Here is a 23,968-nt window from a genome sequence, read left to right as displayed (position 1 = left end):
GGCGCTGGCAGCCGCCGAGGCTGCCGAGAACGGCGACACCACTCGCGACGACGACAGTCCCGAGTCCACGCGCGATGCGCAGCGCGACAAGCTGTTCCGGAGCCGATCATGAGAACCGCGAGCGAACAGTCGTTGCGGTTTCTGGTCGACAAGTGGCTTTCGCCATCGCCGGCCGAGCCGGTTCACGTGACGGAGTTCAGCCGTACGCGCGCGGGCGGGCGGCGTTATGTGCGGGTGGAAACTTCGTCGGAACAGGGCGGGCGCGGTTTGTTCTTCTTTCGCCACGACGACGGCTGCTGGTGCGTGTTTCCGCCGACCGCCGATACGCCGAGCCTATTCGCTCATCCGCGCGCGGCATAGTTGGACGAATCGGCAAGACGCCTGCCGGTGCGCGTCGCGCACTGAGCGTCGGCGTCGAATCGTTTTAACCGCTGTCAATCACAACCCCTGCGGAGCACGCTGCCGGGCGCGTTTCCAGCCCGGCACTATCTGACACACGATCAATCCCGCGAGCATCAGCGCACAGCCGAACAATGCGCGAGCCGTCAGCGTTTCGCCGAGCACGAGCCAGCCCCCGAACGCCGCGAACACGCCTTCCATGCTGAAAATCACCGCCGCATGCGAAGGCGCCGCATAGCGCTGCGCGACCACCTGGATCGTATACGCGACGCCCACCGATAACGCCCCGCCGTACGCGATCGTCGGCGCGGCTCGCGCAAGTACCGCGGCGCTGACCGGCTCGACGACGAGGCCGATCGACAGACACACGAGCCCGCAAGTCACGAACTGCACGAGTGCGAGCATCAGCGTGTCGTGGCGCGCCGCGAAGCGGCCGACCAGCATCATCTGCGCGGAAATCACCAGCGCCCCGGCGAGCTGATACCAGTCGCCATACAGCATCGAGAAGTGCTCGTCGACGCTCAGGAAGTACATGCCAACGGCCGCGAGCACCGCGCCAAGCCACGTACCGAGGCCGGTCCGGTGGCGAAACAGCACGCCAAGCACCGGCACGATCACCACGTACAGCGAACTGATGAAGCCCGCGTTCGCGATCTTCGTGTACTGCAGGCCGATCTGCTGCAGTGAGATCGACACGGCCAGCACGACACCGAGCAGCCCGCCCGCGCCAAGCAGTTCGCGGGCGCCGCCCGGCGCGCGCTTCGTCAGTTCGGCGAGCGCCGGGCGGCGCACGCAGACGATCATCGTCAGCACCACCACCGCGCCGAGCAGAAAGCGCAAGCCGGTAAACAGGAACGGGCCGATTGAATCGAGGCTCAATCGCTGCGCGACGAACGCGGAGCCCCAGATCATCGCGGCGATCAGCATCAGCACGTTCGCGCGCAGGTGTTGGCGGGTATCGGGATTCAAGGTTTGTTCTGATTTGTCGTGTGGATCGGGCTGGGACGCCGCAAGGGCTCGCCACGCGGGGCGCAGCCGGTAAGGAATCGCTCACATGATACGCGGGCGTCGAGCAGCGGGCAGGCAAAGGCCGCGCGCCGCGCGATAATCGCGCAACGGGCGCGCGGTCGCCGGCGTGCGGACCGCTGTGATCAGGCGACTTGCAAACCGGACCGTGATCCCTGGCGCTTTCCACGAGCAAACGAAATGGACGACAAGGACTGGATCGCGGGCGCCGCGAAGGCGCTCGCGATCATTGAAGCATTCGACGAAGAGCACGCGCGCATGACGCCCACGATGGTCGCCGCGCGCGCGGGCCTGTCACGGACGGCCGCACGCCGCTATCTGCTGACGCTGCGCGAGCTCGGCTACGTCGACACCGACGGCAAGCTGTTCTGGCTCGCGCCGCGCGTGCTGCGGCTCGGCCAGTCCTACCTCGACTCGGCGCGGCTGCCGCGCACGGTGCAGCCATTCCTGCAGCGAATCACTGCGACCGTGCAGGAAACCGCGCTGGTCGCGATCCTCGACGAACACGATGTCGTCTACGTCGCGCGCAACGGCGTGAATCGGGCGATGGCAGTCGGCTTCGTGACAGGCTCGCGCGCGCCGGCGCCGCTATCGTCGGCGGGGCTCGTGCTGCTCGCGTTTCAGCCGCCCGACAGCATCGACCCGTGGCTCGCGTCTTATCCGATCAAGGTTTTCACGCCGTACACCTATTCGACCGTGGAGCGGCTCAGGGAAGTGCTCGGCGAAATCCGCCGCAACGGCTACGTGGTCACCGACCAGCAGCTCGAGATCGGGGTGCGCGGCGTCGCGGTGCCGTTGCGTGACCGGCACGGTACGGTGGTCGCGGCGATCAGCGTCAGCATGCCGATCGGCGAGGAGTCGGCGAACGCCGCGCTGCACCGCGTTCTGCCGGCGCTGCAGGAAACCGCGAGTCTGCTGCGGAACCTCGTCTGAGCGTCGCGAAGCGGTCGGCGAGGCGCGCGGCAGAGGGAGTCGGAAGAACTTGGTAGTGTCCCTGGTACGGCTTGCAGGTCGGTGAAAGCACGCTGAAAGCAGGCTGTCTCCCGAAAAATACATATCGAGTTTTGCGCATGACAAACCGCCTACGCTTGGGTAATACTCTCCCGCGGGGAGCACAAGGCGCCTCGAGGTCCAGCCCGCTCTACCGTGCAGCTGTTGTATTCATTCACATTGACTAAGTCGTCTGGTTTGGGGATCAACACATGAAAAAAGTTATCGTCTCGCTCGCAGCCGCTTCGATCGCACTCGTTTCCGTTCAGGCTTTCGCACAGGCATCGGATGCCGCCGCTACGGAAGCAGCAAGCGCACCGAAGAAGCACCACATCAAGCAACTGAAGACCCACGGCAAGAAGGCACACGTTTCCGCTGCAGCTTCGGCCGCCGGCACGAACGACAAGGGCACGCAGAACTAAGCCGACGCCCGCTCGTCGGGCGTGCCATACCGCTGCATCGGGCCGCTTGCCGGTCGATGCAGCCGGTGAAGGCAGATGCGTTGCAAGCAAAAAGGCCAGAGCGCGAGCTCTGGCCTTTTTGCTTTTGCGGCGAATTTTGCGCGCGGGAAGATCAGTTCGCGAGCCCGCGCCGGATCACTTCATCGAGTAGCCCGTTCAGGCCGTCCGGATGCGCGGCGGCGCGTGTTTTCAATTCTTCCACCAGCCCGCTATTGAGCTTGCACGCAAACGGGACGAGGCCTTGCGCCTGATCGAGCTTGCGCTGCTCGCGCCGGTCGACTTTCGGCTCGGTCGCCACGTTCTTGCCGCCGCGGTTCACGGCCGCCTGCTTCATTGCGTTGCCCAGTTTCAGCGCCTTGTTCTTTTCAAGGTCGGTTTTTTTCATTGCCATTGGAAAGGCCTCTGCTAAATAGATCAACCCGCATTGTACGCAAGCGCGCGACGTCAGCCGACCCGCTCCGGCGCGCCAGTGGAGACGCTGTCCATCAACGCGCGCATCCTCTGCCAATGTGTGCCTTCCCAGAACACGCGTCCGCATACATCGCAGGTGACGAAGCGGCTATGCCGCAGCAGCACGCCGTGCGGCACGCGCGGGCCGGCTTCCTCGCGTCCGATGCGCCGCAGCGGCGCGTTGCATACCAGGCATAGTCGGAACGGTTGCGCGCTGCGCGCGAGATCGAGCCGCTCGAACACCTCGCGCAACTGCTCGCGCGGCCGCAGCGCGCGCACGTAGCAGCCATGCGTGATGTTGCGGCGTTTGAGCAACTCGCGGTCGCGCGTCAGCACGATGCGCTGCTGCGCGGCGGCGAGCGCCTCGATATCGGCGTCGGGAAAGTGGTTGTCGTACAGCGTATCGAAGCCCGCGAGTCGCAAAAGCGGCGCGAGGCCGCCGAGATGCGCGTCGGCGATGAAGCGCATCACGCGCAACGGACGCTCGCGCACACGTAGCAGCGGCTGGATGTCGAGCGCCTCGAACTTTGGATAGACGGCGACGCGGTCGCCGTCGGCGAGCGGATGATCGAAACCGACCGAGTCGCCGTTCACGAGAATCAGCTCGACCTCGGTATGCGGCACACCGAGCACTTCGATCATGTGCTTGGTCGTCGCGTCGCGCGCGCACACGCAGGTGAACGCGCGCCGGCGCAGCGGCCGGGCGATGAAGTCGTTCAGCTCCTCGTAGAAGCGGAATGTCGCGGTGACCATGCCAGCAGTATCGCACCGCCCGGGCTGCGTGTTGTCCTGCGCGTGTCGCATGAGTGTGCTTTACTTCGGGTTCTTTAGAAGACGGAGCGATAGATGGACATCGGTTTTATCGGTCTCGGCGAGATGGGCGCCGCGATGGTTGCAAACATTCTGAAAGCCGGGCACCAGGTGCGGGTGTGGAACCGCTCGCCGGAAAAGGCGCAGCCGCTGGCCGCGCTGGGCGCGCAAGTGGTCGCGACGCCGGCTGAAGCGTTTGCGGGCGACGCCGTGTTCTCGATGCTCGCCGACGATGCCGCGCTGCGCGAAGTCATCACCGCATCGCTGCTCGAACATGCACCGCGCGGGCTGATCCACGCGAACATGGCGACGATTTCCGTGGCGCTCGCCGAGGAACTGGCGACCGCGCACGCGTCGCGCGGCGTGCACTATGTGGCCGCGCCGGTGCTCGGTCGGCCCGACGTCGCGGCCGCGGGCAAGCTGACCATCGTCGCGGGCGGCCCGGCCGAATCGATCGACCAGATCCAGCCGATTTTCGACGTGCTCGGCCAGAAGACCTGGCGCATCGGCTCGCTGCCGCAGCAGGCGAACGTGATGAAGCTGGCCGCGAACTTCATGCTCGGCGCGGCGATCGAGTCGCTCGGCGAAGCGGCCGCGCTCGTGACGGGCCACGGCGTCGGAATGCAGGACTTCCTCGACGTGATCACGAGCGGCCTGTTCCCGGGACCCGTGTATTCGGGCTACGGCAAGCTGATCGCCGAGCAGCGCTTTGAACCGGCGCTGTTCAAAGCGCGTCTGGGACTGAAGGACGTGCGCCTCGCGCTCGCCGCCGCCGATGTGGTGACGACGCCGATGCCGGTCGCGAGCGTGGTGCGCGACAGCCTGATCGAGGCGATCGCGCACGGCGACGGCGAGAAGGATTTCGCGGTGCTGGGCCAGGTGGCCGCGCGGCGCGCCGGCCGTTGACGAAGGCCGTCGATCGCCGCACGCGAGCGATCGACGCAATGTGACCGCATGGAGTCACGCTGGGCGGCAAGGCATAATGGCCGCCCGATTCCCTCAACCCGATTTCGATGACTCTGCATACCTGGTGGCTGTTCGTCGCCACCGTTTTCGTCGTTTCCGCGATTCCCGGTCCCAACATGCTGCTCGTGATGACGCACGGCGCCCAGCACGGCCTGCGCCGCGCGACCGCAACGATGGCCGGCTGTCTGTCGGCGCTGGTGCTGATGCTGGCGGTATCGGCGGCGGGACTCGGCGTGTTTCTGGCGGCATGGCCGACCATGTTCAACGCACTGCGCATGATCGGCGCGGCCTATCTCGTCTATCTGGGCATCAAGGCGTGGCGCGCGCCGGCCGACGAAGCCGCCGCGGAAAGCGTCGACGACCTGACGGCGAGGTCCGCGCGCTCGCGCTTCGCGCTGTTTCGCAACGGCTTTCTGGTCGCGAGCAGCAATCCGAAGGCGATCCTGTTCGCGGCCGCGCTGCTGCCGCAATTCATCGATGCTACCGAACCGAAGTTGCCGCAGTTCGGCGTGCTGCTCGCGACGTTCGCATTGATCGAGGTCAGCTGGTATCTGGTGTACGCGGGATTTGGCACACGCATCGGCGCGAAGCTGAAGAGCCGCAGCGTCGCGCGGATGTTCAACCGGCTGACCGGAGGCGTGTTCGTCGGTTTCGGCGCGATGATGGCGCTGGTGCGGCACTAAGCGCCGCGCCTGCTGGCAGACAAGGGGAAACTGAAGCGTATTTATGTGACCGTTGTATGTTTGCAACATCGAGGGTCAACCCTAATTTGCATGTTGCAACGCACCAAGCGGTTTGCTATAGTACGTCTTGTCTCCTCCATGTCTCCTCTGATATGGATTCAGCCCGCCAACCTAGGCGGGCTTTTTTTTGCCCGGAATTCCCCCGCGGGTGCGCAAACGATCGGGTTCGCGGTATTAAAACGAAAAAAGCCGGTCTGCAAAGACCGGCTTTTTTCGTAGGGTCGCGGCGACGTCCGCGGGTCGACTCGCTTAGCGTTTCAGACCGCTGTCTTCGGCCGCGCCGATCGCGAGATTCATACATTGGATCGCCGCACCCGACGCACCTTTGCCGAGATTGTCCAGACGCGCGACGGTCACGAAGCGCTCCTCGTTGCCGAAGACGAACAGGTCGACGCGATTGGTGTCGTTATTCGCCTGCACGTCGAAGAAGCCGTTGTCGAGGTTCGCGTCGGCGTCGAACGGTGCGACGTGCACGAACGCTTCGCCTGCGTAGTATTCGGCAAACAGAGCCTGCACGTCCTGCGGCGTCGTCTCCTTCGCGAGCTGGCCCGGCGAGAAGTACGTGGTGACCGCGAGGCCCTTGTAGAAGTCGCCGACGATGGGCGTGAAGATCGGCGCCGACTTCAGGCCCGTATGCGCGGCCATTTCGGGCAGATGCTTGTGCGTGAGGCCGAGCGCGTACGGGCGCGGGCTCTTCAGCCTGTCGTTGCCGCCGGCTTCGTAGTCGGCAATCATCTTCTTGCCGCCGCCGCTGTAACCGGTGATCGAGTAGGCATGCGCGGCGAACTCGGGCGCGACGACGCCGCCTTCGACGAGCGGACGCATCGCGAGCACGAACGCCGAGGCGTGGCAGCCCGGCACGGCGATGCGTTTGGCGGTGCGCAGCCGCTCGCGCTGCGAACGGGCCAGCTCAGGCAGGCCGTACGCCCAGTCGGGCGAGGTGCGGAACGCGGTGCTCGCGTCGATCAGCACCGTGCGGTCGTTCTCGACGAGCGAAGCCGATTCGCGCGAGGCGACGTCAGGCAGACACAGGAACGTGACGTCCGATGCGTTGATGAGACGACGGCGCTCGTCGAGGTCCTTGCGCTTCGCTTCTTCGATACGCAGGATTTCGACGTCGGCGCGCTGCGACAGGTATTCAAAAATCTTCAGGCCGGTCGTGCCTTCCTGTCCGTCGACAAAAACTTTCGTGCTCATCTCAATCTCACTCGCTGAAAACGGGGCGCGACGCCGCGCCGGAACGTTATTTTAAGACGTCATCGCCGCGACCGTGCGGCACAGCGCGAAAAAACGACGATGCGCGCGCAACGTGACATCGGCGTGACCCGTTGCGCGGCGAATGCGGGCTGATGACCGAAGATGGACCAAAGATGCGGCGCGACGTCGTTTCGGCGCCGTTCAGCCGGTTCTGCCATCACCCGCGCGCCGCGATCCAGCGCGCGGTGACGCCCGCAATGCGCGCGCCGAACAGGCGCGCGGTTTCGAGATCGCCCGGCGGCGGCGCTTCGTCGGGCGACGCATCGGCCGCCGATTGCGTGAGCAGTCCGGTAAAGCCCCCGACGAAGTTCAAGTCGTTGCGCGTCGCGGCCTTCGTGTTCGACGGCATCATGCCGGTGCCCGCCCAGATCATGCTGTGCTGCATCGCCAGCGTGACGAAGTACTGGATCGTCGAGAACTTGTCGCCGTTCATCGTCGCCGAATTCGTGAAGCCGGCCGCGATCTTGTCTTTCCACGCCTGCGCGAACCACGGTTTCGAGCTCGCATCGGCGAACTTCTTGAAGTCGGCCGACGGGCCGCCCATGTAGGTCGGCGCGCCGAAGATCAGCGCGTCGGCGGCGGCGAGTTCGTCCCACGACGCGTCGTCGAGCTCGCCGACCGGCATCAACTTCGCCTGCGCACCGGCTTCGAGCGCGCCCGCGAGCACGGCTTCGGCGACCTTCTTCGTGTGGCCGTAGCCGCTGTGATAAACGATGACGATCTTCGACATGGACTGCTCCAGCAAGGCGGTCAGCAAGGTGAACGGGAAATGAAACGCGACGCGGCGCGGCGGTGCGCCACGACGACCGCGATGGCCGCCGCTAGCGCCCGTAGTTGACCACCAGCTTCGCGCTGCCGATCACGGCCGTGCCGATCTCGTGTTCGAACATCAACGCGGGACGTCCTTGCGCGAGACGCAGATCGGCCGAGTTCAGCGCGTACACGGTGATGATATAGCGATGCGGTTTGCCGGGCGGCGGGCACGGGCCGCCATAGCCGTCGGTATCGAAGTCGTTGCGCGCTTCGACTGCGCCGAGCTTGCGCAGGAAACCGGACGAACTCGCATTCTCGGGCAGGCTGTCTACCGTGGCGGGGATGCCCGCGACCGCCCAGTGCCACCAGCCGCGGCCCGGCGCATCCTCGTCGAACATCGTGATCGCGAAGCCGCGCGTACCGGCCGGCGCGGCGCGCCATGAGAGCTGTGGTGAACGGTTGCCGCCCTTGCAGTCGTTCTGGTCGAACACCTGCGCATTCTGCACGGCACCGCCCGCGCGCACGCTCGCGCTAGTCAGCGTGAACGGCTCGTCGGCCCGCGCACCGGCACTCTGCGCCGCCAAAAGCGCGAGCATCGCGCCGACGCGGAGCGATCGATGCCGCCAAGATGAAGCCAACGAAACAACCAGGCAACGCATGCGCATATGCCGGTTCTCCTGTCAGGGCGCGAGGCGCGGGTCCTCGCGATGGTCGTTGTCCTGAATTGTGCCCCAAGGTCGAATAAAGTCTAACATCAGCGCTGATTAGCTCTGCGACGCAATATGTTCGCGTCCCGCGGAATTAGCAGATAGGAAATCAGCTATAGTAAGAGGAATATCGTGCGATCCTGGCTGTATTTGTCTCGTTGAAATAGCGAGCGTCGAAAGAAGTGTTAGAAGTTGTGGAGACCGGTTTATCCGTCCAGAGGAGGACGATGCAAGTTTCACTCAGGGTCGTGGTGGCAGACGATCATCCGGTCATTCTGTTTGGTGCTGAAAATGCGCTGCATAAATTTCCCGGTATGCAAGTCGTTGGGCGCGCAAGACAGTCGACTGAACTCATCAAGTTGTTGCAATCCACCGGATGCGACGTGCTCGTCACCGACCTGGCCATGCCCGGCGGTCAGTACGGCGATGGCCTGCAACTGATCGACTATTTGCGCCGCAATTTCCCGAACCTGCCGATTGTCGTACTCACCATGCTCGAGAATGCCGCCTTGCTCAAACGGCTCAAGGAGCTTGGCGTGACGTCCGTCGTGAACAAGTCGGACGATCTAAGCCATATTGCGCTTGCGGTACAGCACGTCGGCCGTCGCATGACGTATATGAGCCCGTCGGTGAAGGCGGTGCTCGATGGATTGCGGGTCAATTCAGCCGGCATGCGCGACGACTCGAAGCTGTCGAGGCGCGAACTCGAAGTCGTGCGCCTGTTCGTGTCGGGTATGACGATCAAGGAAATTTCGGAGCGTTTGAATCGCAGCATCAAGACGATCAGCACGCAGAAGAATGCGGCCATGCGCAAGCTCGGAATCGATCGAGACTCCCAACTATTCCAGTATGCGCAGAGCAATGGTTTGCTGAATCTGTCGTCGAATTCGACCAGGAGCATCGCGAACGAGTCCTGATATCGCGCCTCGTTTCGCCCGCCGGGTAATGACCGAAAAGCAAGCGGCAATTAACAATCGGCGATAAGAAAAAAGCCGCCTGTTTCGCAACAGGCGGCTTTTTTATTCAATGCGCATAAAGCGGCTACATTTTTATTGTCACTGTTTTACCGAGATGGCTTTATTGCGGCGCAGACGTCGCACCGCCGTGCGCGGCGGACCACTCGGCCGGCGCGTGCAGAAATTTCTCCACTTCGTCGATCGTCTTCGTGTCGAAGTAGTTGTTTTGCTTCGCGACGCGCAGCACGTCCCACCACGTGGCGAGCGCGTGCAGATCGACGTCGATGTCTTTCAGCACCGACACGCTTTCTTTGAAGATGTTGTAGTGGAACAGCACGAAGCAATGGTTCACCGTCGCACCGGCGGTGCGCAGTGCGTTGATGAAGTTGATCTTGCTGCGGCTGTCGGTCGTCAGGTCTTCGACGAGCAGCACGCGCTGGCCTTCGGTCAGCAGACCTTCGATCTGCGCGTTGCGGCCGAAACCCTTCGGCTTCTTGCGCACGTATTGCATCGGCACCATCAGGCGGTCGGACAGCCATGCCGCGAACGGGATGCCCGCGGTTTCGCCGCCGGCGACCGCGTCGATCTGCTCATAGCCGACGTCGCGCAGGATCGTCGCTTCGGCCATTTCCATCAGGCCGCGGCGCACGCGCGGATACGAGATCAGCTTGCGGCAGTCGATATACACCGGGCTCGCCCAGCCGGACGTGAAAATATACGGTTTCTCCGCGTTGAAATGCACTGCTTGCACTTCGAGCAGCATTTTGGCGGTGGTGTCGGAGATCGTCTGGCGATCGAAGCCTGTCATGGGCGGATCCTTCGGAGTGAGCGGGGGAGAAGCGGGCGCTGGGCCCGGTGGCGCAGCAAGCGGGGTATGCCGCGCCATGCTGGGCGGGATACGCGGCCGGGGGACGAGCACAGACCGGCTTTTGCTGCGCGCGTGGGCGGTTATTTTACCTGAAATGGGTCGCACCGAGGAGGCCGTCGTGCGCGGCGCCGCCGCCGGCGGGCGCTTCGGCGCGCGCATCGTCTTGTGACTGGCTGGGGCCGCCTTTACACTCACGCGACTTTCCCCGGGCCGCTGCCCACGCAGACGCCTTCAGACCTACGGAATGCTTTCAATGAACGCCGCTCCACCCGCCTCTGCCGTCGCCCCCGATACCCGCCCCGCCGTCAAGCCGGGCCATGCGGGCCGCGCGCTGCTTGCGTCGGTGCTGGGCTATGCGATGGACGGCTTCGATCTGCTGATCCTCGGCTTCATGCTGCCGGTGATCGCCGCCGACCTGCATCTGAGTTCGTCGCAGGCCGGCGCGCTGGTCACATGGACGCTGATCGGCGCAGTCGCGGGCGGCGTGCTGTTCGGCGTGCTCAGCGATTATTTCGGCCGCGTGCGCATGCTGACGTGGACGATCCTGATCTTCGCGGTGTTCACCGGCCTGTGCGCGCTCGCGCAGGGCTACACGGACCTGCTGATCTACCGGACCATCGCCGGCATCGGGCTGGGCGGCGAATTCGGCATCGGCATGACGCTGGTCGCCGAAGCGTGGCCGGCGTCGCAGCGGGCGCGGGTGTCGTCGTATGTCGGGCTTGGCTGGCAGCTCGGCGTGCTGGCGGCCGCGTTGCTGACGCCACTGTTGTTGCCGGTGATCGGCTGGCGCGGCATGTTCGCGCTCGGGCTGCTGCCGGCGGTCATGTCGTTTTTCGTGCGGCGCCGCGTCGAGGAGCCGGCGCTTTTCAACCAGCGCGTCGCGCGCGGTATGCGCAGGCTGCCGCTGAAACTGCTGTTCGTCGATGCGCGCACGACGCGCGCGAGCCTCGGCGTAACGATCCTGTGCTCGGTGCAGAACTTCGGCTATTACGGGCTGATGATCTGGCTGCCGAGTTATCTGTCGAAGACCTTCGGCTATTCGCTGACCAGATCGGGGCTATGGACCGCCGCGACGATTCTCGGCATGGCGGCCGGCATCTGGCTATTCGGCATCGCCGCCGACCGCTTCGGCCGCAAGCCGACGTTCCTGTTCTACCAGGCGGGCGCCGTCGTGATGGTGTTCGTGTATGCGCAACTGACGACGCCGATGGCCTTGCTGTTCGGCGGCGCGGCGATGGGGGTGTTCGTCAACGGCATGATCGGCGGCTATGGCGCGCTGATTTCGGAGCTCTATCCAACCGATGCGCGCGCTACCGCGCAAAACGTGCTGTTCAACGCCGGCCGGGCCGTGGGCGGCTTTGGGCCGGTGGTGGTGGGCGCGTTGGCGGCGCGCTACTCGTTCGGCGCGGCGCTCGCGCTGCTCGCGTCGATTTACCTGCTCGACATCTTCGCGACACTATTTCTGATCCCTGAACGACGCGGCGCCGAGCTCGACTAAGCGTGTCGCCGCCACATGGCGGAAGAACACTGCCAGATGCAGCGACTCTGCATTTATAGCGGCTATTTCGCCAATTGCGAGTTCTGTTAACCACTCAGTGCATCGACACTTCCGGGGTGTACACTGATCGACCCGCGAAGCATTCCACATCGTCCCGTCTTCGTCGAGGTAAGCCATCGTGCCTTGCCGGGCGCGTGCGAAAACCACCTCGGTCGGCTATCCATTCGACAGATGAAAACGCCGCAACGGTGTGGGGCGCCGGGCCCAATCACTTACGTCTCGCAGGCCTAGAAATGGACGAACAACTCAAGCAAAGCGCTCTCGCATATCACCAGAATCCGAAACCTGGCAAGATTTCGGTGACGCCCACCAAGCCGCTGTCGAACCAGCTGGATTTGTCGCTCGCGTATTCGCCGGGCGTGGCCGCAGCCTGTATGGCGATTCACGAGGAACCGCTCGACGCGCAGAAGTACACGTCGCGCGGCAACCTGGTCGGTGTGATCACGAACGGTACCGCCGTGCTCGGCCTCGGCAATATCGGCCCGCTCGCCGCGAAGCCGGTGATGGAAGGCAAGGGGTGTCTGTTCAAGAAGTTCGCGGGGATCGACGTGTTTGACATCGAGCTCTCCGAATCCGATCCGGACAAGCTCGTCGAGGCGATCGCGATGCTCGAGCCCACGCTGGGGGGCATCAACCTCGAGGACATCAAGGCGCCCGAGTGCTTCTACATCGAGAAGAAGCTGCGCGAACGTATGAAGATTCCGGTCTTCCACGACGATCAGCACGGCACCGCGATCATCGCGTCGGCGGCGATCCTGAACGGCCTCAAAGTGGTCGGCAAGAAACTCGACGAAGTGAAGCTGGTCTGTTCGGGCGCGGGCGCGGCGGCGATTGCGTGTCTGGATCTGCTCGTCAATCTCGGTCTGTCGAAGAAGAACATTATCGTCGCCGACTCGAAGGGCGTGATCTACGAAGGGCGCGGCAACCTCGATCCGTCGAAGGAACGCTATGCGGCGCACACCGAAGCGCGCTCGCTCGCCGATGCGATCCGTGGCGCCGACGTGTTCCTCGGCTGCTCGAGCGCCGGCGTGCTGAAGCCGGAGATGGTCGCCGAAATGGGCTCGCAGCCGCTGATTCTCGCGCTGGCGAACCCCGAGCCGGAAATCCGTCCGGAAGAAGCGCGCAAGGTGCGCCCGGACTGCATCATCGCGACCGGCCGTTCGGACTATCCGAACCAGGTCAACAACGTGCTGTGCTTCCCGTTCATCTTCCGCGGCGCGCTAGACGTCGGCGCGACGACGATCACCGAGGAAATGAAGCTCGCGTGCGTGCGCGCGATCGCCGAGCTGGCCGAGGAAACCGACCAGGGCGATGAAGTCGCGAAGGCCTACGAAGGCCACTCGCTCGAATTCGGTCCCGAATACCTGATTCCGAAGCCGTTCGATCCGCGCCTGATCATCAAGATCGCGCCGGCCGTCGCGCAGGCCGCGATGGATTCGGGCGTCGCGACCCGTCCGATCCAGGACATGGACGCGTACCGCGAGCAGCTCGGCGCGACCGTCTACCGTTCGGGCATGGTGATGCGGCCGGTCTTCGCGGCGGCGAAGTCGGCACCGGCGCGCATCGTGTTCGCGGAAGGCGAAGACGAGCGCGTGCTGCGCGCCGCGCAGTTCGTGCTGCTCGAAAAGATCGCGAAGCCGATCCTGGTCGGCCGTCCGTCGGTGATCGAGATGCGTCTGAAGAAGATGGGCTCGAAGCTCAAGTGCGGCGAAGACGTCGAAATCGTCGATCCGGAAGACGATCCGCGCTATCACAAGAGCTGGCAGGCTTATCACGAAATCGGCGCGCGCGAAGGCGTGACGCCCGACGTCGCGAAGGCCGCGATGCGCAAGTTCAACACGCTGATCGGCGCGATCCTCGTGCATCTTGGGGATGCGGACGGCATGATCTGCGGCATGATCGGCCAGTACCACACGCACCTGAACTTCATCGAGCAGGTGCTCGGCAAGGCCGACAACGTCGATAACTTCGCCGCGATGAACCTGCTGATGCTGCCGGGCCGCAACCTGTTCATCTGCGACACGTACGTGAACGAAGTGCCGACCGCCGAGCAACTCGCCGACATGACGATGCTCGCCGCGCGCGAAATCGAGAAGTTCGGTATCACGCCGAAGGTCGCGCTGCTGTCGAACTCGAACTTTGGCAGCGCGCCGTCGTCGTCGTCGCAGCGCATGGCCGCGGCGCGCAAGCTGATCACGCAACGCGCGCCGTCGCTCGAAATCGACGGTGAAATGCACGGTGACGCGGCGCTGTCGGAGGCGATCCGCAAGGCCGCGTTCCCAGGCACGACGCTCGCCGGCGAAGCGAACCTGCTGATCATGCCGAACGTCGAAGCGGCGAACATCGCATACAACCTGCTGAAGGTCGTGGGCGGCGAGGGCGTGACGGTCGGACCGTTCCTGCTCGGCGCGGAAAAGCCGGTGCACATCCTGACGCCGGCCGCGACCGTGCGCCGGATCATCAACATGACGGCGGTCGCTTCGGCGAACGCGCGCAGGTCGGTGAACGCGAAGTAACGTGCATCGCGTGAGGTTGAAGCGGGCGCGGCAGTAACGCGCGCGCAACGGCCTCGGTAAAAGCGCTACGAAACTCCGGTTTCGTAGCGTTTTTTTGCGCCCGAAAAAAAAGCGGCGGTCCGTGAAGACCGCCGCTTTTCAGTCCAACTGCCAGAGTCGATCAAGCCGCGTGCTGCGTCGTCTTGCCTGCATCGTGCGAACGCCAACGCGTGAGCAGCTCGTTCCACTTGATGCGCACGCCTTTCAGGTTGTTCTCCTTCACGTGCCCATATCCACGGATGCCGTCGGGTAGGTTCGCCAGCTCGACCGCGAGATCGCGCTTCTGCGCAGTCAGTCCGCCGATCAATTCACGCACCAATGCCTCGTATTCGCCGATCAGCGCGCGCTCGGTGCGGCGCTCCTCGGTGTTGCCGAACACGTCGAGCGCGGTGCCGCGCAGGAACTTGAGCTTCGCGAGCACGTGCATCGCGCGGAACATCCACGGACCGTACTTCTTCTTCACCAGATGGCCGTGCGCGTCCTTCTTCGATAGCGTCGGCGGTGCGAGATGCAGATGCAGCTTCCAGTCGCCTTCGAACGTCGCGTTCAGCTTTTCGATGAACGCCGGGTCGCTGTACAGACGCGCGACTTCGTATTCGTCCTTGTACGCCATCAGCTTGTGCAGGTTCTTCGCGACCGCCTCGGTCAGCGGCATTTGGCCGTCGGCGGAATCGAGCGCTTCTTCGGCGGTCCGCACCTGCGACACCAGCGCGCGATAGCGCTCTGCGTACGCACTGTTCTGCCAGGCGGTTAGATAGTCGGCGCGCTTGTCGATCAGCGTGTCGAGCGCCTTCGGCGTATGTAGTGCGATGATCTTGCCGCTTGCGCTGTCGGCCGACTCGCCGCGTCCCTGCGTTTGCGCGAGCTTGCGTACCGCGGCCAGATCGTGCGCGGCACGCCGGCCCCATTCGAACGCGGCGCGGTTTTTCTCCACCTGCACGTTGTTCAGCTCGATCGCGCGAATCAGCGACTCGTGCGTGAGCGGCACCCAGCCGCGCTGCCACGCGTAGCCGAGCACGAACGGGTTCGTATAGATCGCGTCGCCGAGCAGCGCGACGGCGAAGTGATTTGCGTCGACGGCCGAGACGTTGTCGTCGCCGGCCGCGGCACGCACGTCGGCTTCGGTGCTGCTGCCGGGGAAGCGCCAGTTCGGGTTCTTGATCAGCTCGGCCGTCGGCGTGTGCGCGCTGTTCAGCACGACGCGTGTGCGGTTCGCCTGCATGCGCGACACGCACTCGTCGCTGGCGGTCACGATCGCGTCGCAGCCGATCACGAGGCTCGCTTCGCCCATCGCGATGCGGGTCGCGTGGATGTCGGCCGGCTGATTGGCGATCTGCACGTGGCTCATCACGGCGCCGCCTTTCTGCGCGAGGCCGGTGACGTCGAGCACGGTGACACCCTTGTTCTCGAGATGCGCGGCCATGCCGAGCAGCGCGCCGATCGTGACGACGCCGGTGCCGCCGACGCCCGTCACCAGCACGCCGTACGGACGCTCGATGGACGGCAGCTCGGGGTCCGGCACCGGCGGCATTTCGGCGCCGGCGCCCGACGCCGCCTTCGGCTTGCGCAACTGGCCGCCTTCAACGGAGACGAAGCTCGGGCAGAAGCCGTTCACGCACGAGAAGTCCTTGTTGCAGGTCGACTGGTTGATCTGGCGCTTCGTGCCGTACTCGGTGTCGAGCGGTTCGACCGACAGGCAGTTCGACTTGACCGAGCAGTCGCCGCAGCCTTCGCACACCGCCTCGTTGATCACGACGCGCCGTGCCGGATCGGGATACGCGCCGCGCTTCCTGCGTCGGCGTTTTTCGGTCGCGCAGGTCTGGTCGTAGATCAGGATCGTGGTGCCCGGGACCTCGCGCAGCTGGCGCTGCACGTCGTCGAGCTGGTCGCGGTGATGAATGTCGACGCCGGGCGCGAGGCCGACGTTCGCCGCGTACTTCTGCGGGTCGTCGGTGACGATGACGATCTTCGTCGCGCCTTCGGCGGCGAGCTGATGCGTGATCTGCGGCACGGTCAGCACGCCGTCGACCGGCTGGCCGCCCGTCATCGCGACCGCGTCGTTGTACAGCAGCTTGTAGGTGATGTTCGCCTTCGACGCGATCGCCGCGCGAATCGCAAGCAGCCCCGAGTGGAAGTAGGTGCCGTCGCCGAGATTGGCGAACACGTGCTTGTCGTTGGTGAACGGCGCCTGGCCGATCCACGCGACGCCTTCGCCGCCCATCTGGCTGAACGTGCTGGTGCTGCGGTCCATCCAGACCGTCATGTAATGACAGCCGATGCCGGCCATCGCGCGAGAGCCTTCCGGCACGTTGGTCGACGTGTTGTGCGGGCAGCCCGAGCAGAACCACGGCTTGCGCTCGACTTCGACGCGCGGCCGCGCGAGCGCCTTTTCCTTCGCTTCGATCACCGCGATGCGCGCGGCGATGCGGGCGCGCACGTCGGACGGCAGATCGAACTTGTCGAGCCGCGTGGCGATTGCCTTCGCGATGATCGCGGGCGACAGCTCGTAGTGCGCCGGCAGCAGCCAGTTGCCCATCGGCACCGACCATTCGCCGCCGGCGCCGTCTTTTTCGTCGAACTTGCCGAACACGCGCGGGCGTTGCGCGTCGGGCCAGTTGTACAGCTCTTCCTTGATCGCGTATTCGAGGATCTGGCGCTTTTCCTCGACCACGAGAATTTCATCGAGACCGCGCGCGAAGGCCTGCGCGCCTTGCGCCTCGAGCGGCCACACGCAGCCGACCTTGTACAGCCGGATGCCGATGCGCGAGCAGGTTTCGTCGTCGAGACCGAGGTCGGTCAGCGCCTGACGCACGTCGAGATAAGCCTTGCCGCCGGTCATGATGCCGAAGCGTGCATGCGGCGAATCGATTTCGACGCGATCGAGTTTGTTCGCCCGCACATAGGCGAGGCCCGCGTACCACTTGTAGTCGAGCAGACGCGCTTCCTGCACGAGCGGTGGATCGGGCCAACGGATGTTCAGCCCGCCGTCGGGCATCACGAAGTCTTCCGGCAGGATGATGCTGGTGCGGTGCGGATCGATGTCGACCGATGCGGACGATTCGACGACGTCGGTCACGCACTTCATCGCGACCCAGAGGCCCGAATAGCGGCTCATCGCCCAGCCGTGCAGCCCGAAGTCCAGATATTCCTGCACGTTCGACGGAAACAGCACGGGCAGCCCGCATGCCTTGAAGACGTGTTCGGACTGGTGCGCGAGCGTCGAGGATTTGGCCGCGTGATCGTCGCCGGCGAGCACCAGAACGCCGCCGTGCCGCGACGAGCCGGCCGAGTTGGCGTGCTTGAAGACGTCAGCGGAACGGTCGACGCCGGGGCCCTTGCCGTACCACATCGAAAACACGCCGTCGTATTTGGCGCTCGGGTACAGATTGACCTGCTGCGAACCCCACACGGCGGTGGCCGCGAGGTCTTCGTTGACGCCGGGCTGGAACACGACCTGATGCGCGGACAGGTGCTTTTTGGCTTTCCACAGTGACTGGTCGAGTCCGCCGAGCGGGGAACCACGGTAGCCGGAGATGAAGCCGGCCGTGTTGAGGCCGGCGGCGCGGTCGCGTTCCTGCTGCAGCATCGGCAGACGCACCAGCGCCTGGATGCCGCTCATGTATGCGCGGCCGCGATCGAGGGTGTATTTGTCGTCGAGCGTGACGGAAGACAACGCGGCTTCGAGCGAGGCTCGCTGACCTGCGTCTAGCGGGGCATTCATTATGTGTACTCCTCCACTTCAGCTTGGGATCACCAAAACTTTTCTGGCTCCCGGCATCTTGTGAATGCTGGGGCCGGGGTCGTCATATTGACGGGTTTCAAGCGATGGTAGCACTGGTGGAAACCCGCCGCAGCGGATCAAAAATCGCCCGCGCGAGGTCCGATTTCAGACGGTTTCGCGGCAAGTTGGCTACGTCTTGTCAGCAGTTGACGCGGGTTTTCAGTGGAATCGAGCTGGGTTTCGCCTGCGCATGTAACAAGCTGTAAAACCTACAAATCTGCGGAACCGCAGTGAAAAGCACTGTCTAATCCCCGACCTGCGAGCGATGCCGATCGCTGCGCATTCTGCGCAGCTTCTGGACAGCAGGGTAGCGAGAAAAGGAGTACGCATGCACACAAGAAACATCCAGACGTTCCTGATGGTTTCCGCCGCATTCTTCGCGATGAGCGCGCCGATGCACTCGAATCCGGGCAGCACGGGGGCGCTGTCGAACGCGATCGTTCGCACGGCGCAGGTAGCGCCGGCGCCTGTGGGAATGGGGCGGGCCGACGGTGCGATCGGCAACAACGGGTACCGGCAGAATTCGTGACGCGCCGCATCGCGCGCGTCTTATGACAACCGGCCGCCGTTCCGAAGAGAGCGGCGGCGTTGCAAACTGAAAGGGCGAGGATCCTGCGATCCTCGCCCTTTTTTCTTGTGCGCGCCGATCAGGCGCGAGTCACCGCGATCAGGTCTTGTCCTGCACGACGCCGCGGCGAATCTGGTCGAGCTCGATCGATTCGAACAGCGCCTTGAAGTTGCCTTCGCCGAAACCCTGGTTGCCCTTGCGCTGAATGATCTCGAAGAAGATCGGGCCGATCTGGTTTTCGGTGAAGATCTGCAGCAGCAGATCTTCGGGTGCGCCGTCGATCAGGATTTTGCGCTTGCGCAGTTCCTCGAGCGGCTCGCCATGATTCGGCACGCGCCGGTCGACGAGTTCGTAGTAGGTGTCGATCGTGTCGAGCAGCGAAATGTTCGACGCACGCAGGCCGTCGACGGTGCGGTAGATGTCGCTGGTGCCGAGCGCGATGTGCTGGATGCCTTCGCCGTGGTACGCGTCCAGATATTCCTGGATCTGGCCGGCGGTGTCCGAGCCTTCCTCGTTGATCGGAATGCGGATCTTGCCGCACGGCGAGGTCATCGCCTTCGACTTCACGCCCGTCACCTTCCCCTCGATGTCGAAGTAGCGCACCTCGCGGAAGTTGAACAGGCGCTCGTAGAACTCCGCCCATTCCTGCATGCGGCCGCGATGCACGTTGTGCGTCAGATGATCGATATAGGTCAGACCGTGGCCGACCGGATTGGGGTTCGCGCCGGGAATCGGCTCGAAGTCGACGTCGTAAATGTCGATGTCACCGATGCTGTTCGGCGCCGCGCCGTTCTTGCCGCGCCAGCGGTCGACGAAATAGATCAGCGAATCGCCGATGCCCTTGATCGCCGGGATGTTCAGCTCCATCGGGCCGGTCTTGTTGTCGAATCCCCACGCCCCTTTTTCGAGCGCTTGGGCGTAGGCCTTCGCGGCGTCCTGCACGCGGAACGCGATCGCGCAGATCGATGGGCCATGCAAGCGCGCGAAGCGCTGCGCGAACGAATGCTTCTCCGCGTTGACGATGAAGTTGATGTCGCCCTGACGATACAGCGTCACGTCCTTGTGACGATGCCGCGCGACGGCCGTGAAGCCCATCCGTTCGAACAGCTTGCCGAGCGCTTTCGGGTCCGGCGCCGTGTATTCGATGAATTCGAAGCCGTCGGTGCCGACCGGATTTTCCCAAGTAGAAATCTGCATTGTCTGTCTCCAATCCCATGCAAGGGGTTGCCGAGGCGCGCTGCCGGTGAGCGCGCGGGACGGTCGGCTGAGCACGACCGGATAGGGCAAGTGTAGAACGGTGATGGAGGCAAGAACTTGCGAACTTAATCGCGCGTGGCTACGCTTGAGCTACTTTATGGCTCGATTCGAAACAGACGTGGCAGAACATGGCTAATAACGAGATAGATGCGATCGATCGACGCATTCTGGCGATCCTTCAGGAGAATGGCCGGCTGTCGAATCAGGAGATAGCGGAGCGGATCAATCTGTCGCCAAGTCCGTGCCTGCGGCGGATTCGCCGGCTCGAGGAAAGCGGCGTGATTCGCGGTTATGTCGCGCTACTTGACGCGCAGCGCCTCGGACTCGACCTGCTTGCGTATGTCAACGTGCGGCTGGAGAAGGGTGGCGGTCGCGCGTTCAGTCCCCATGGCGAGGCCACGCACGCCGATCTGTTCGGCGCGGCCGTGCAGACGTGGCCCGAAGTGGTCGCGTGCCACGCGATGACGGGTGAGATGGATTACCTGCTGCGCGTCCAGGTGGAGGACATGGCGCACTTTTCGCGCTTCGTACAGGACCAGTTGCTGCGGCATCCGTCGGTGATCGATGTGAAATCGAGCTTCTCGCTCGAAAAGCTCAAGGAAACGACAGCGCTGCCCATTTTGTAGGCTGCACGCGTAACGGCCTGCGCAAGGCAGATAGAAAAAAAGGCGACCTTGCGGCCGCCCCAGTCTCATTTCCCCGTAGCGATTATTCAGGCGGCGACAGGCACCGGCATGAACGACTCGAACAGTCGCGATGCCTGGCGCGCGTGGCGCTTCAGTGCGTAGTCGAACACGGCGGCCTGCTCCTGCAGCATTTCCGCGAGGATGCTCGACTGGTCTGCCGGCGACAGCGTCAGATAGGCGTCGGCTTCGCCGTACGCGTACTCGATCTTCATGCCGGCCTTTTTGGCGATGTGCATCATGGTCGAGTTGCGGGCCAGGCAGTGGATGTACAGCGTCGTCACATGCGTGTTGCGGCTGCGGATCGCGGCGCGCTCGAACAGCTTCGAACCGATACCGATGCCGCGCGCGCTTTCGAGCACCGAGACGCCGAACTCGGCGGTGCGCTTGTTGCCTTCGGCCGGCAGGTAGGCCAGATGGCCGACGCCGCTCAGTTCCAGCTTGCTGTTGAACACGCCGAACACGGTGTCGCGCGTGAAGTCAATCGTGCGCACGTAGTTCTCGATCACGCGGTTCGGCACGACCTGGCCGAAGCGCAGCAGGCGGTCTTCTTCGTCGAGCGCGAGAAAGTGCGTGAGCAGGCGTTCGCGATCGACGGCGGTGAGTTCACGAACCAGAACGTGCGCGCGTCCAGCAGGCAGCGTCGCGGGATCGTTCGACGCGATCGGCTCGGTGGTGCGATGGGTCAGCGTGTTCATGGTTGGGTTCTCCTTTTAATCAGGCGGTGTTGTGCACCGCAAAACCGATTTTAGCGGAAACCCGAGCCATTCACTAGGGAAAACCCGTACCAAAAACTGAGGTGATTACCTGGAGCGCTGAAGCCCTAAATTTAGTTGCTTGAATTTAAACGAAAATTTAAAATGAACGCACGTTCGTGACACAATGCCGCACGCATTCCCGCGCTGACTTATTCCGTCTGAATGTTGTTGCTTTGCATCATCCGGGGCGCGGATAGCGATCGGTTCGGACAGTCGTCTCACTTGGCCGGCGCGGTGCCGAGACCATGCTCGACCATGCCGACCACCTGCTCTGCGAATTCGCGGTAGCCCATGCGGCCGTCCGGCTTGAGCCACGTGAAGGTCCAGTTGATCATCCCGAACACCATCATCGTCAGCGCGGTCTGGTTGTCGCGTGTCGCGCGTTCAGGGTAGGCGCGCGCGAGCTGTCGCGCGAACGCGGCGACCACGTCGCGCTGGCGGTTCAGGATGATCTCGCGCTGCGAATCGACCAGGTACTTGACGTCATTCAGCAGCGCGACGTGGCGGCTGTGCGACGTCTCGTACTCGGACAGGAACGCGCGGATTAGCTCCGCGAAGGTTTCCCGCTCGCTCAGTTCGCGCCGCTGGCTCGACCCCTCCACCTCGGCGATGATCAGCATCAGCCGCTTCGTGTAGCGATCGAGCAGGTCGAACAGGATCGCTTCCTTGCTCTCGTAGTAGTGATAGAGGCGCGCCTTCGAGGTGCCGCTCGCCGCGGCAAGATCGGCCATCGACGTGCTTGGATAGCTGGTCTGCGCAAACTTCGCGGCGGCCAGTTCGAGAATCTGCTCGCGTTGGGTTTCGTGGTCGGGGGCTCGGGTGCGGGCCATAGTTGTCTATTTTTATCTTATTGGGGGGAGCAGGGGGCGGATGCCGCGCGCAGTTCGAGCGAGCGCCATTCGTTCGCGTCGCCACGCAGGTGGATCCGTCGTTGCGTCGCGAGTTCGCGCATGCGCCACAGCACGATGCTGTCGCTGGCGAGAAACCACAGTTCGGCTGCCATGACGTAGGCGGCGGCGCGCGCGGCGGGCTGCCAGTCGTCGGCTGCACGTTCGAGGATCAGCGCGTCGATTTCGGCAAAGCTGCCGCTCGTGAAGGTGTTGTCACGCCAACGCCGCGTCTCGCCGTTCGCCTGCTTGACCTCCTGCCATTCGAGCGCGAGCCGGCTGATGCGCAGCACGGAAATCGGCGCAGCGTCCGGCAGATGGGCCTGCAATACGTCCGGCGCAAACATGCCGACCGATGTCGCGCGATCCTTGCGGGTATGCGCCCACGCTTGCGGATCGGTGAGGTCGGCGATCGACAGCCGCACTTCGTTCAAACGCTGCGGGCTGTTGCGTACCAGGTAGCAGACACGGCGCAGCATCAGCTGATCGGACGCGCTTTCGCCATGCCACACGACGAGATTCGCGGCATCGCTCGCGAGGCCGTCGAGCACTGCGGCCTGTTCACGGAATTCACGCACGAAGTCGCGTTTCGTGTCGGCGCTGACGCGTTCCCAAAAGGCGGCGCGCACGTGCAGAGCGTCGTCGACGCCGCGTAACGGGCCGACCGCCAGATCGTCCCGCAACGGCTGCACGCGATCGTCGCGGCCCGCCTGGGCCAGCGCGGTACGCAGCGACTCGGCGGCGACGTCGCCGTTGGTGAGGTGAATCGTGCTCATGGGCAAGGGCTTGCTATGACGCTTGCTGCTGTAACAAAAAGAGGCCGCTCGCCGACTGGAAACCGATGTCCCGAGCGACGAGCGGCCCCTAGTGTAAGCGGATCGCGAAACGGCCGAAAGCGGCGGCGGCCGTTACACGAAGCGAGTCCACGCCCAGGCCACGAAAACTCCAGAGTCAACGTTCGTCGTAACTGACGACGACCTTGTCGCTCACCGGATGACACTGACACGTCAGCACGAACCCGTCGCGGACCTCGTGCTCTTCGAGCGTGTAGTTCTTTTCCATCTTCACTTCGCCTTCGAGCACCTTCGCGCGACACGTGCAGCACACCCCGCCCTTGCACGCGTACGGCAGCGCGAGACCGGCGCGCAGCCCGACGTCGAGCACGCTCACGCCCTGGTACGGCAGGCGCAGCTTGCGCCGCTTGCCGTCGAGCACGATCTCGAGGTCGGCCGCCGGGGTGTCCGCGGTGATCTCGACGGGCGGCACGCCCGCCTGCGGCAGCGGCGTGCCAAAGCGCTCGACGTGCACTTTCGCGGGCGGCACGCCGGCGGCCTTCAGCGCCGCCTCGGCCGCGTCCATCATCGGCGCGGGGCCGCAGATGAACGCCTCGTCGATCGCGTCGGCCGGCAGCAGCTGTTCGAGGAACGCCGCGCACTTCTGCTGGTCGAGCACGCCGTTAAAGAGTTCGACGTCCTGCAGATCGTCCGACAGCACGTGATACAGCACGAAGCGGTTCATGAAGCGGTTCTTCAGAT

At 64.0% G+C, this 23,968-nt stretch carries 23 protein-coding genes; 10 read left to right on the top strand and 13 right to left on the bottom strand.

Annotation, left to right across the window (positions count from 1 at the left end; genetic code table 11):
* Positions 1-108: 108 nt before the first annotated feature.
* Entirely contained in the window at positions 109-360 is a 252-nt protein-coding gene (locus GCT19_RS16430) for a hypothetical protein (RefSeq protein WP_018432576.1), read from the top strand.
* Positions 361-438: 78 nt separating this feature from the next.
* Here the strand turns inward: GCT19_RS16430 and GCT19_RS16425 are convergent, their stop codons facing one another.
* Entirely contained in the window at positions 439-1,368 is a 930-nt protein-coding gene (locus GCT19_RS16425) for a DMT family transporter (protein ID WP_152852533.1), read from the bottom strand.
* A 237-nt stretch (positions 1,369-1,605) separates the two neighbouring features.
* Between GCT19_RS16425 and GCT19_RS16420 the strand changes: the two genes are divergently transcribed.
* The gene (locus GCT19_RS16420) at positions 1,606-2,358 is read left to right on the top strand and encodes an IclR family transcriptional regulator domain-containing protein (protein WP_018418696.1); all 753 of its coding nucleotides are present in this window, start codon (positions 1,606-1,608) and stop codon (positions 2,356-2,358) included.
* A 269-nt stretch (positions 2,359-2,627) separates the two neighbouring features.
* On the top strand, positions 2,628-2,837 hold the full coding sequence (locus tag GCT19_RS16415) for a hypothetical protein (protein ID WP_018432578.1): 210 nt from the start codon (positions 2,628-2,630) through the stop codon (positions 2,835-2,837).
* Between the two features lie 151 nt (positions 2,838-2,988).
* Here GCT19_RS16415 and GCT19_RS16410 read toward each other — a convergent pair whose 3' ends face one another.
* Positions 2,989-3,267 (bottom strand): hypothetical protein, encoded by a 279-nt coding sequence (locus GCT19_RS16410; RefSeq protein ID WP_026228116.1) that lies wholly within the window; start codon positions 3,265-3,267, stop codon positions 2,989-2,991.
* 53 nt (positions 3,268-3,320) lie between these two features.
* A complete protein-coding gene (locus GCT19_RS16405; RefSeq protein WP_018432580.1) occupies positions 3,321-4,079 on the bottom strand; it encodes a Mut7-C RNAse domain-containing protein in 759 nt (252 codons plus the stop codon).
* A 93-nt stretch (positions 4,080-4,172) separates the two neighbouring features.
* Here GCT19_RS16405 and GCT19_RS16400 point away from each other — a divergent pair, with 93 nt between their 5' ends.
* Positions 4,173-5,042, top strand: a complete 870-nt coding sequence (locus GCT19_RS16400; RefSeq protein WP_152852532.1) for an NAD(P)-dependent oxidoreductase — start codon at positions 4,173-4,175, stop codon at positions 5,040-5,042.
* A gap of 107 nt (positions 5,043-5,149) precedes the next feature.
* Complete coding sequence (locus GCT19_RS16395; protein ID WP_152852531.1) at positions 5,150-5,785, top strand: LysE family translocator; 636 nt, start codon at positions 5,150-5,152, stop codon at positions 5,783-5,785.
* Between the two features lie 309 nt (positions 5,786-6,094).
* Here GCT19_RS16395 and argC read toward each other — a convergent pair whose 3' ends face one another.
* The 3 genes from argC to GCT19_RS16375 form a co-directional block, all read right to left on the bottom strand.
* Positions 6,095-7,042 carry an N-acetyl-gamma-glutamyl-phosphate reductase gene (gene argC / locus GCT19_RS16385; protein ID WP_152852529.1) on the bottom strand — a complete coding sequence of 316 codons (948 nt, stop codon included), beginning with the start codon at positions 7,040-7,042 and terminating at the stop codon, positions 6,095-6,097.
* Between the two features lie 217 nt (positions 7,043-7,259).
* Positions 7,260-7,832, bottom strand: a complete 573-nt coding sequence (locus GCT19_RS16380; protein ID WP_026228117.1) for a flavodoxin family protein — start codon at positions 7,830-7,832, stop codon at positions 7,260-7,262.
* 91 nt (positions 7,833-7,923) lie between these two features.
* Positions 7,924-8,520, bottom strand: coding sequence for a YbhB/YbcL family Raf kinase inhibitor-like protein (locus tag GCT19_RS16375; protein WP_152852528.1), 597 nt, complete (start codon positions 8,518-8,520; stop codon positions 7,924-7,926).
* Between the two features lie 269 nt (positions 8,521-8,789).
* Here GCT19_RS16375 and GCT19_RS16370 point away from each other — a divergent pair, with 269 nt between their 5' ends.
* Positions 8,790-9,479, top strand: a complete 690-nt coding sequence (locus GCT19_RS16370) for a response regulator (RefSeq protein WP_152852527.1) — start codon at positions 8,790-8,792, stop codon at positions 9,477-9,479.
* A gap of 160 nt (positions 9,480-9,639) precedes the next feature.
* On the opposite strand, the gene GCT19_RS16365 is transcribed toward GCT19_RS16370, so the two are convergent.
* Positions 9,640-10,326 (bottom strand): orotate phosphoribosyltransferase, encoded by a 687-nt coding sequence (locus GCT19_RS16365; RefSeq protein WP_013090785.1) that lies wholly within the window; start codon positions 10,324-10,326, stop codon positions 9,640-9,642.
* Between the two features lie 313 nt (positions 10,327-10,639).
* Here GCT19_RS16365 and GCT19_RS16355 point away from each other — a divergent pair, with 313 nt between their 5' ends.
* Together GCT19_RS16355 and GCT19_RS16350 are read left to right on the top strand one after the other, a co-directional pair.
* Entirely contained in the window at positions 10,640-11,884 is a 1,245-nt protein-coding gene (locus GCT19_RS16355; protein WP_152852525.1) for an MFS transporter, read from the top strand.
* A gap of 293 nt (positions 11,885-12,177) precedes the next feature.
* The gene (locus GCT19_RS16350) at positions 12,178-14,460 is read left to right on the top strand and encodes an NADP-dependent malic enzyme (RefSeq protein WP_152852524.1); all 2,283 of its coding nucleotides are present in this window, start codon (positions 12,178-12,180) and stop codon (positions 14,458-14,460) included.
* 160 nt (positions 14,461-14,620) lie between these two features.
* Here GCT19_RS16350 and GCT19_RS16345 read toward each other — a convergent pair whose 3' ends face one another.
* A complete protein-coding gene (locus tag GCT19_RS16345) occupies positions 14,621-18,220 on the bottom strand; it encodes an indolepyruvate ferredoxin oxidoreductase family protein (RefSeq protein WP_152852523.1) in 3,600 nt (1,199 codons plus the stop codon).
* A gap of 388 nt (positions 18,221-18,608) precedes the next feature.
* Here GCT19_RS16345 and GCT19_RS16340 point away from each other — a divergent pair, with 388 nt between their 5' ends.
* Positions 18,609-18,809, top strand: a complete 201-nt coding sequence (locus GCT19_RS16340) for a hypothetical protein (RefSeq protein WP_018432591.1) — start codon at positions 18,609-18,611, stop codon at positions 18,807-18,809.
* Positions 18,810-18,947: 138 nt separating this feature from the next.
* On the opposite strand, the gene hppD is transcribed toward GCT19_RS16340, so the two are convergent.
* Positions 18,948-20,045: a 4-hydroxyphenylpyruvate dioxygenase gene (gene hppD / locus GCT19_RS16335; RefSeq protein WP_152852522.1), complete on the bottom strand. Its 1,098-nt coding sequence runs from the start codon at positions 20,043-20,045 to the stop codon at positions 18,948-18,950.
* Between the two features lie 188 nt (positions 20,046-20,233).
* On the opposite strand from hppD, the gene GCT19_RS16330 reads away from it, so the two are divergent.
* Positions 20,234-20,731, top strand: a complete 498-nt coding sequence (locus tag GCT19_RS16330; RefSeq protein WP_018432593.1) for an Lrp/AsnC family transcriptional regulator — start codon at positions 20,234-20,236, stop codon at positions 20,729-20,731.
* A gap of 86 nt (positions 20,732-20,817) precedes the next feature.
* Here GCT19_RS16330 and GCT19_RS16325 read toward each other — a convergent pair whose 3' ends face one another.
* The 4 genes from GCT19_RS16325 to GCT19_RS16310 form a co-directional block, all read right to left on the bottom strand.
* The gene (locus GCT19_RS16325; protein ID WP_152852521.1) at positions 20,818-21,486 is read right to left on the bottom strand and encodes a GNAT family N-acetyltransferase; all 669 of its coding nucleotides are present in this window, start codon (positions 21,484-21,486) and stop codon (positions 20,818-20,820) included.
* 278 nt (positions 21,487-21,764) lie between these two features.
* Complete coding sequence (locus GCT19_RS16320) at positions 21,765-22,376, bottom strand: TetR/AcrR family transcriptional regulator (protein ID WP_018432595.1); 612 nt, start codon at positions 22,374-22,376, stop codon at positions 21,765-21,767.
* Positions 22,377-22,393: 17 nt separating this feature from the next.
* A complete protein-coding gene (locus GCT19_RS16315; protein ID WP_152852520.1) occupies positions 22,394-23,209 on the bottom strand; it encodes a DUF1835 domain-containing protein in 816 nt (271 codons plus the stop codon).
* Between the two features lie 175 nt (positions 23,210-23,384).
* Positions 23,385-23,968: 2Fe-2S iron-sulfur cluster-binding protein (locus GCT19_RS16310; protein WP_152852519.1), on the bottom strand; the 584-nt coding region annotated here is incomplete at its 5' end.

The sequence above is a fragment of the Paraburkholderia atlantica genome, assembly GCF_009362785.1.
Lineage (GTDB): Bacteria > Pseudomonadota > Gammaproteobacteria > Burkholderiales > Burkholderiaceae > Paraburkholderia > Paraburkholderia atlantica.
This window is presented reverse-complemented; position numbering and strand designations above follow the sequence as displayed.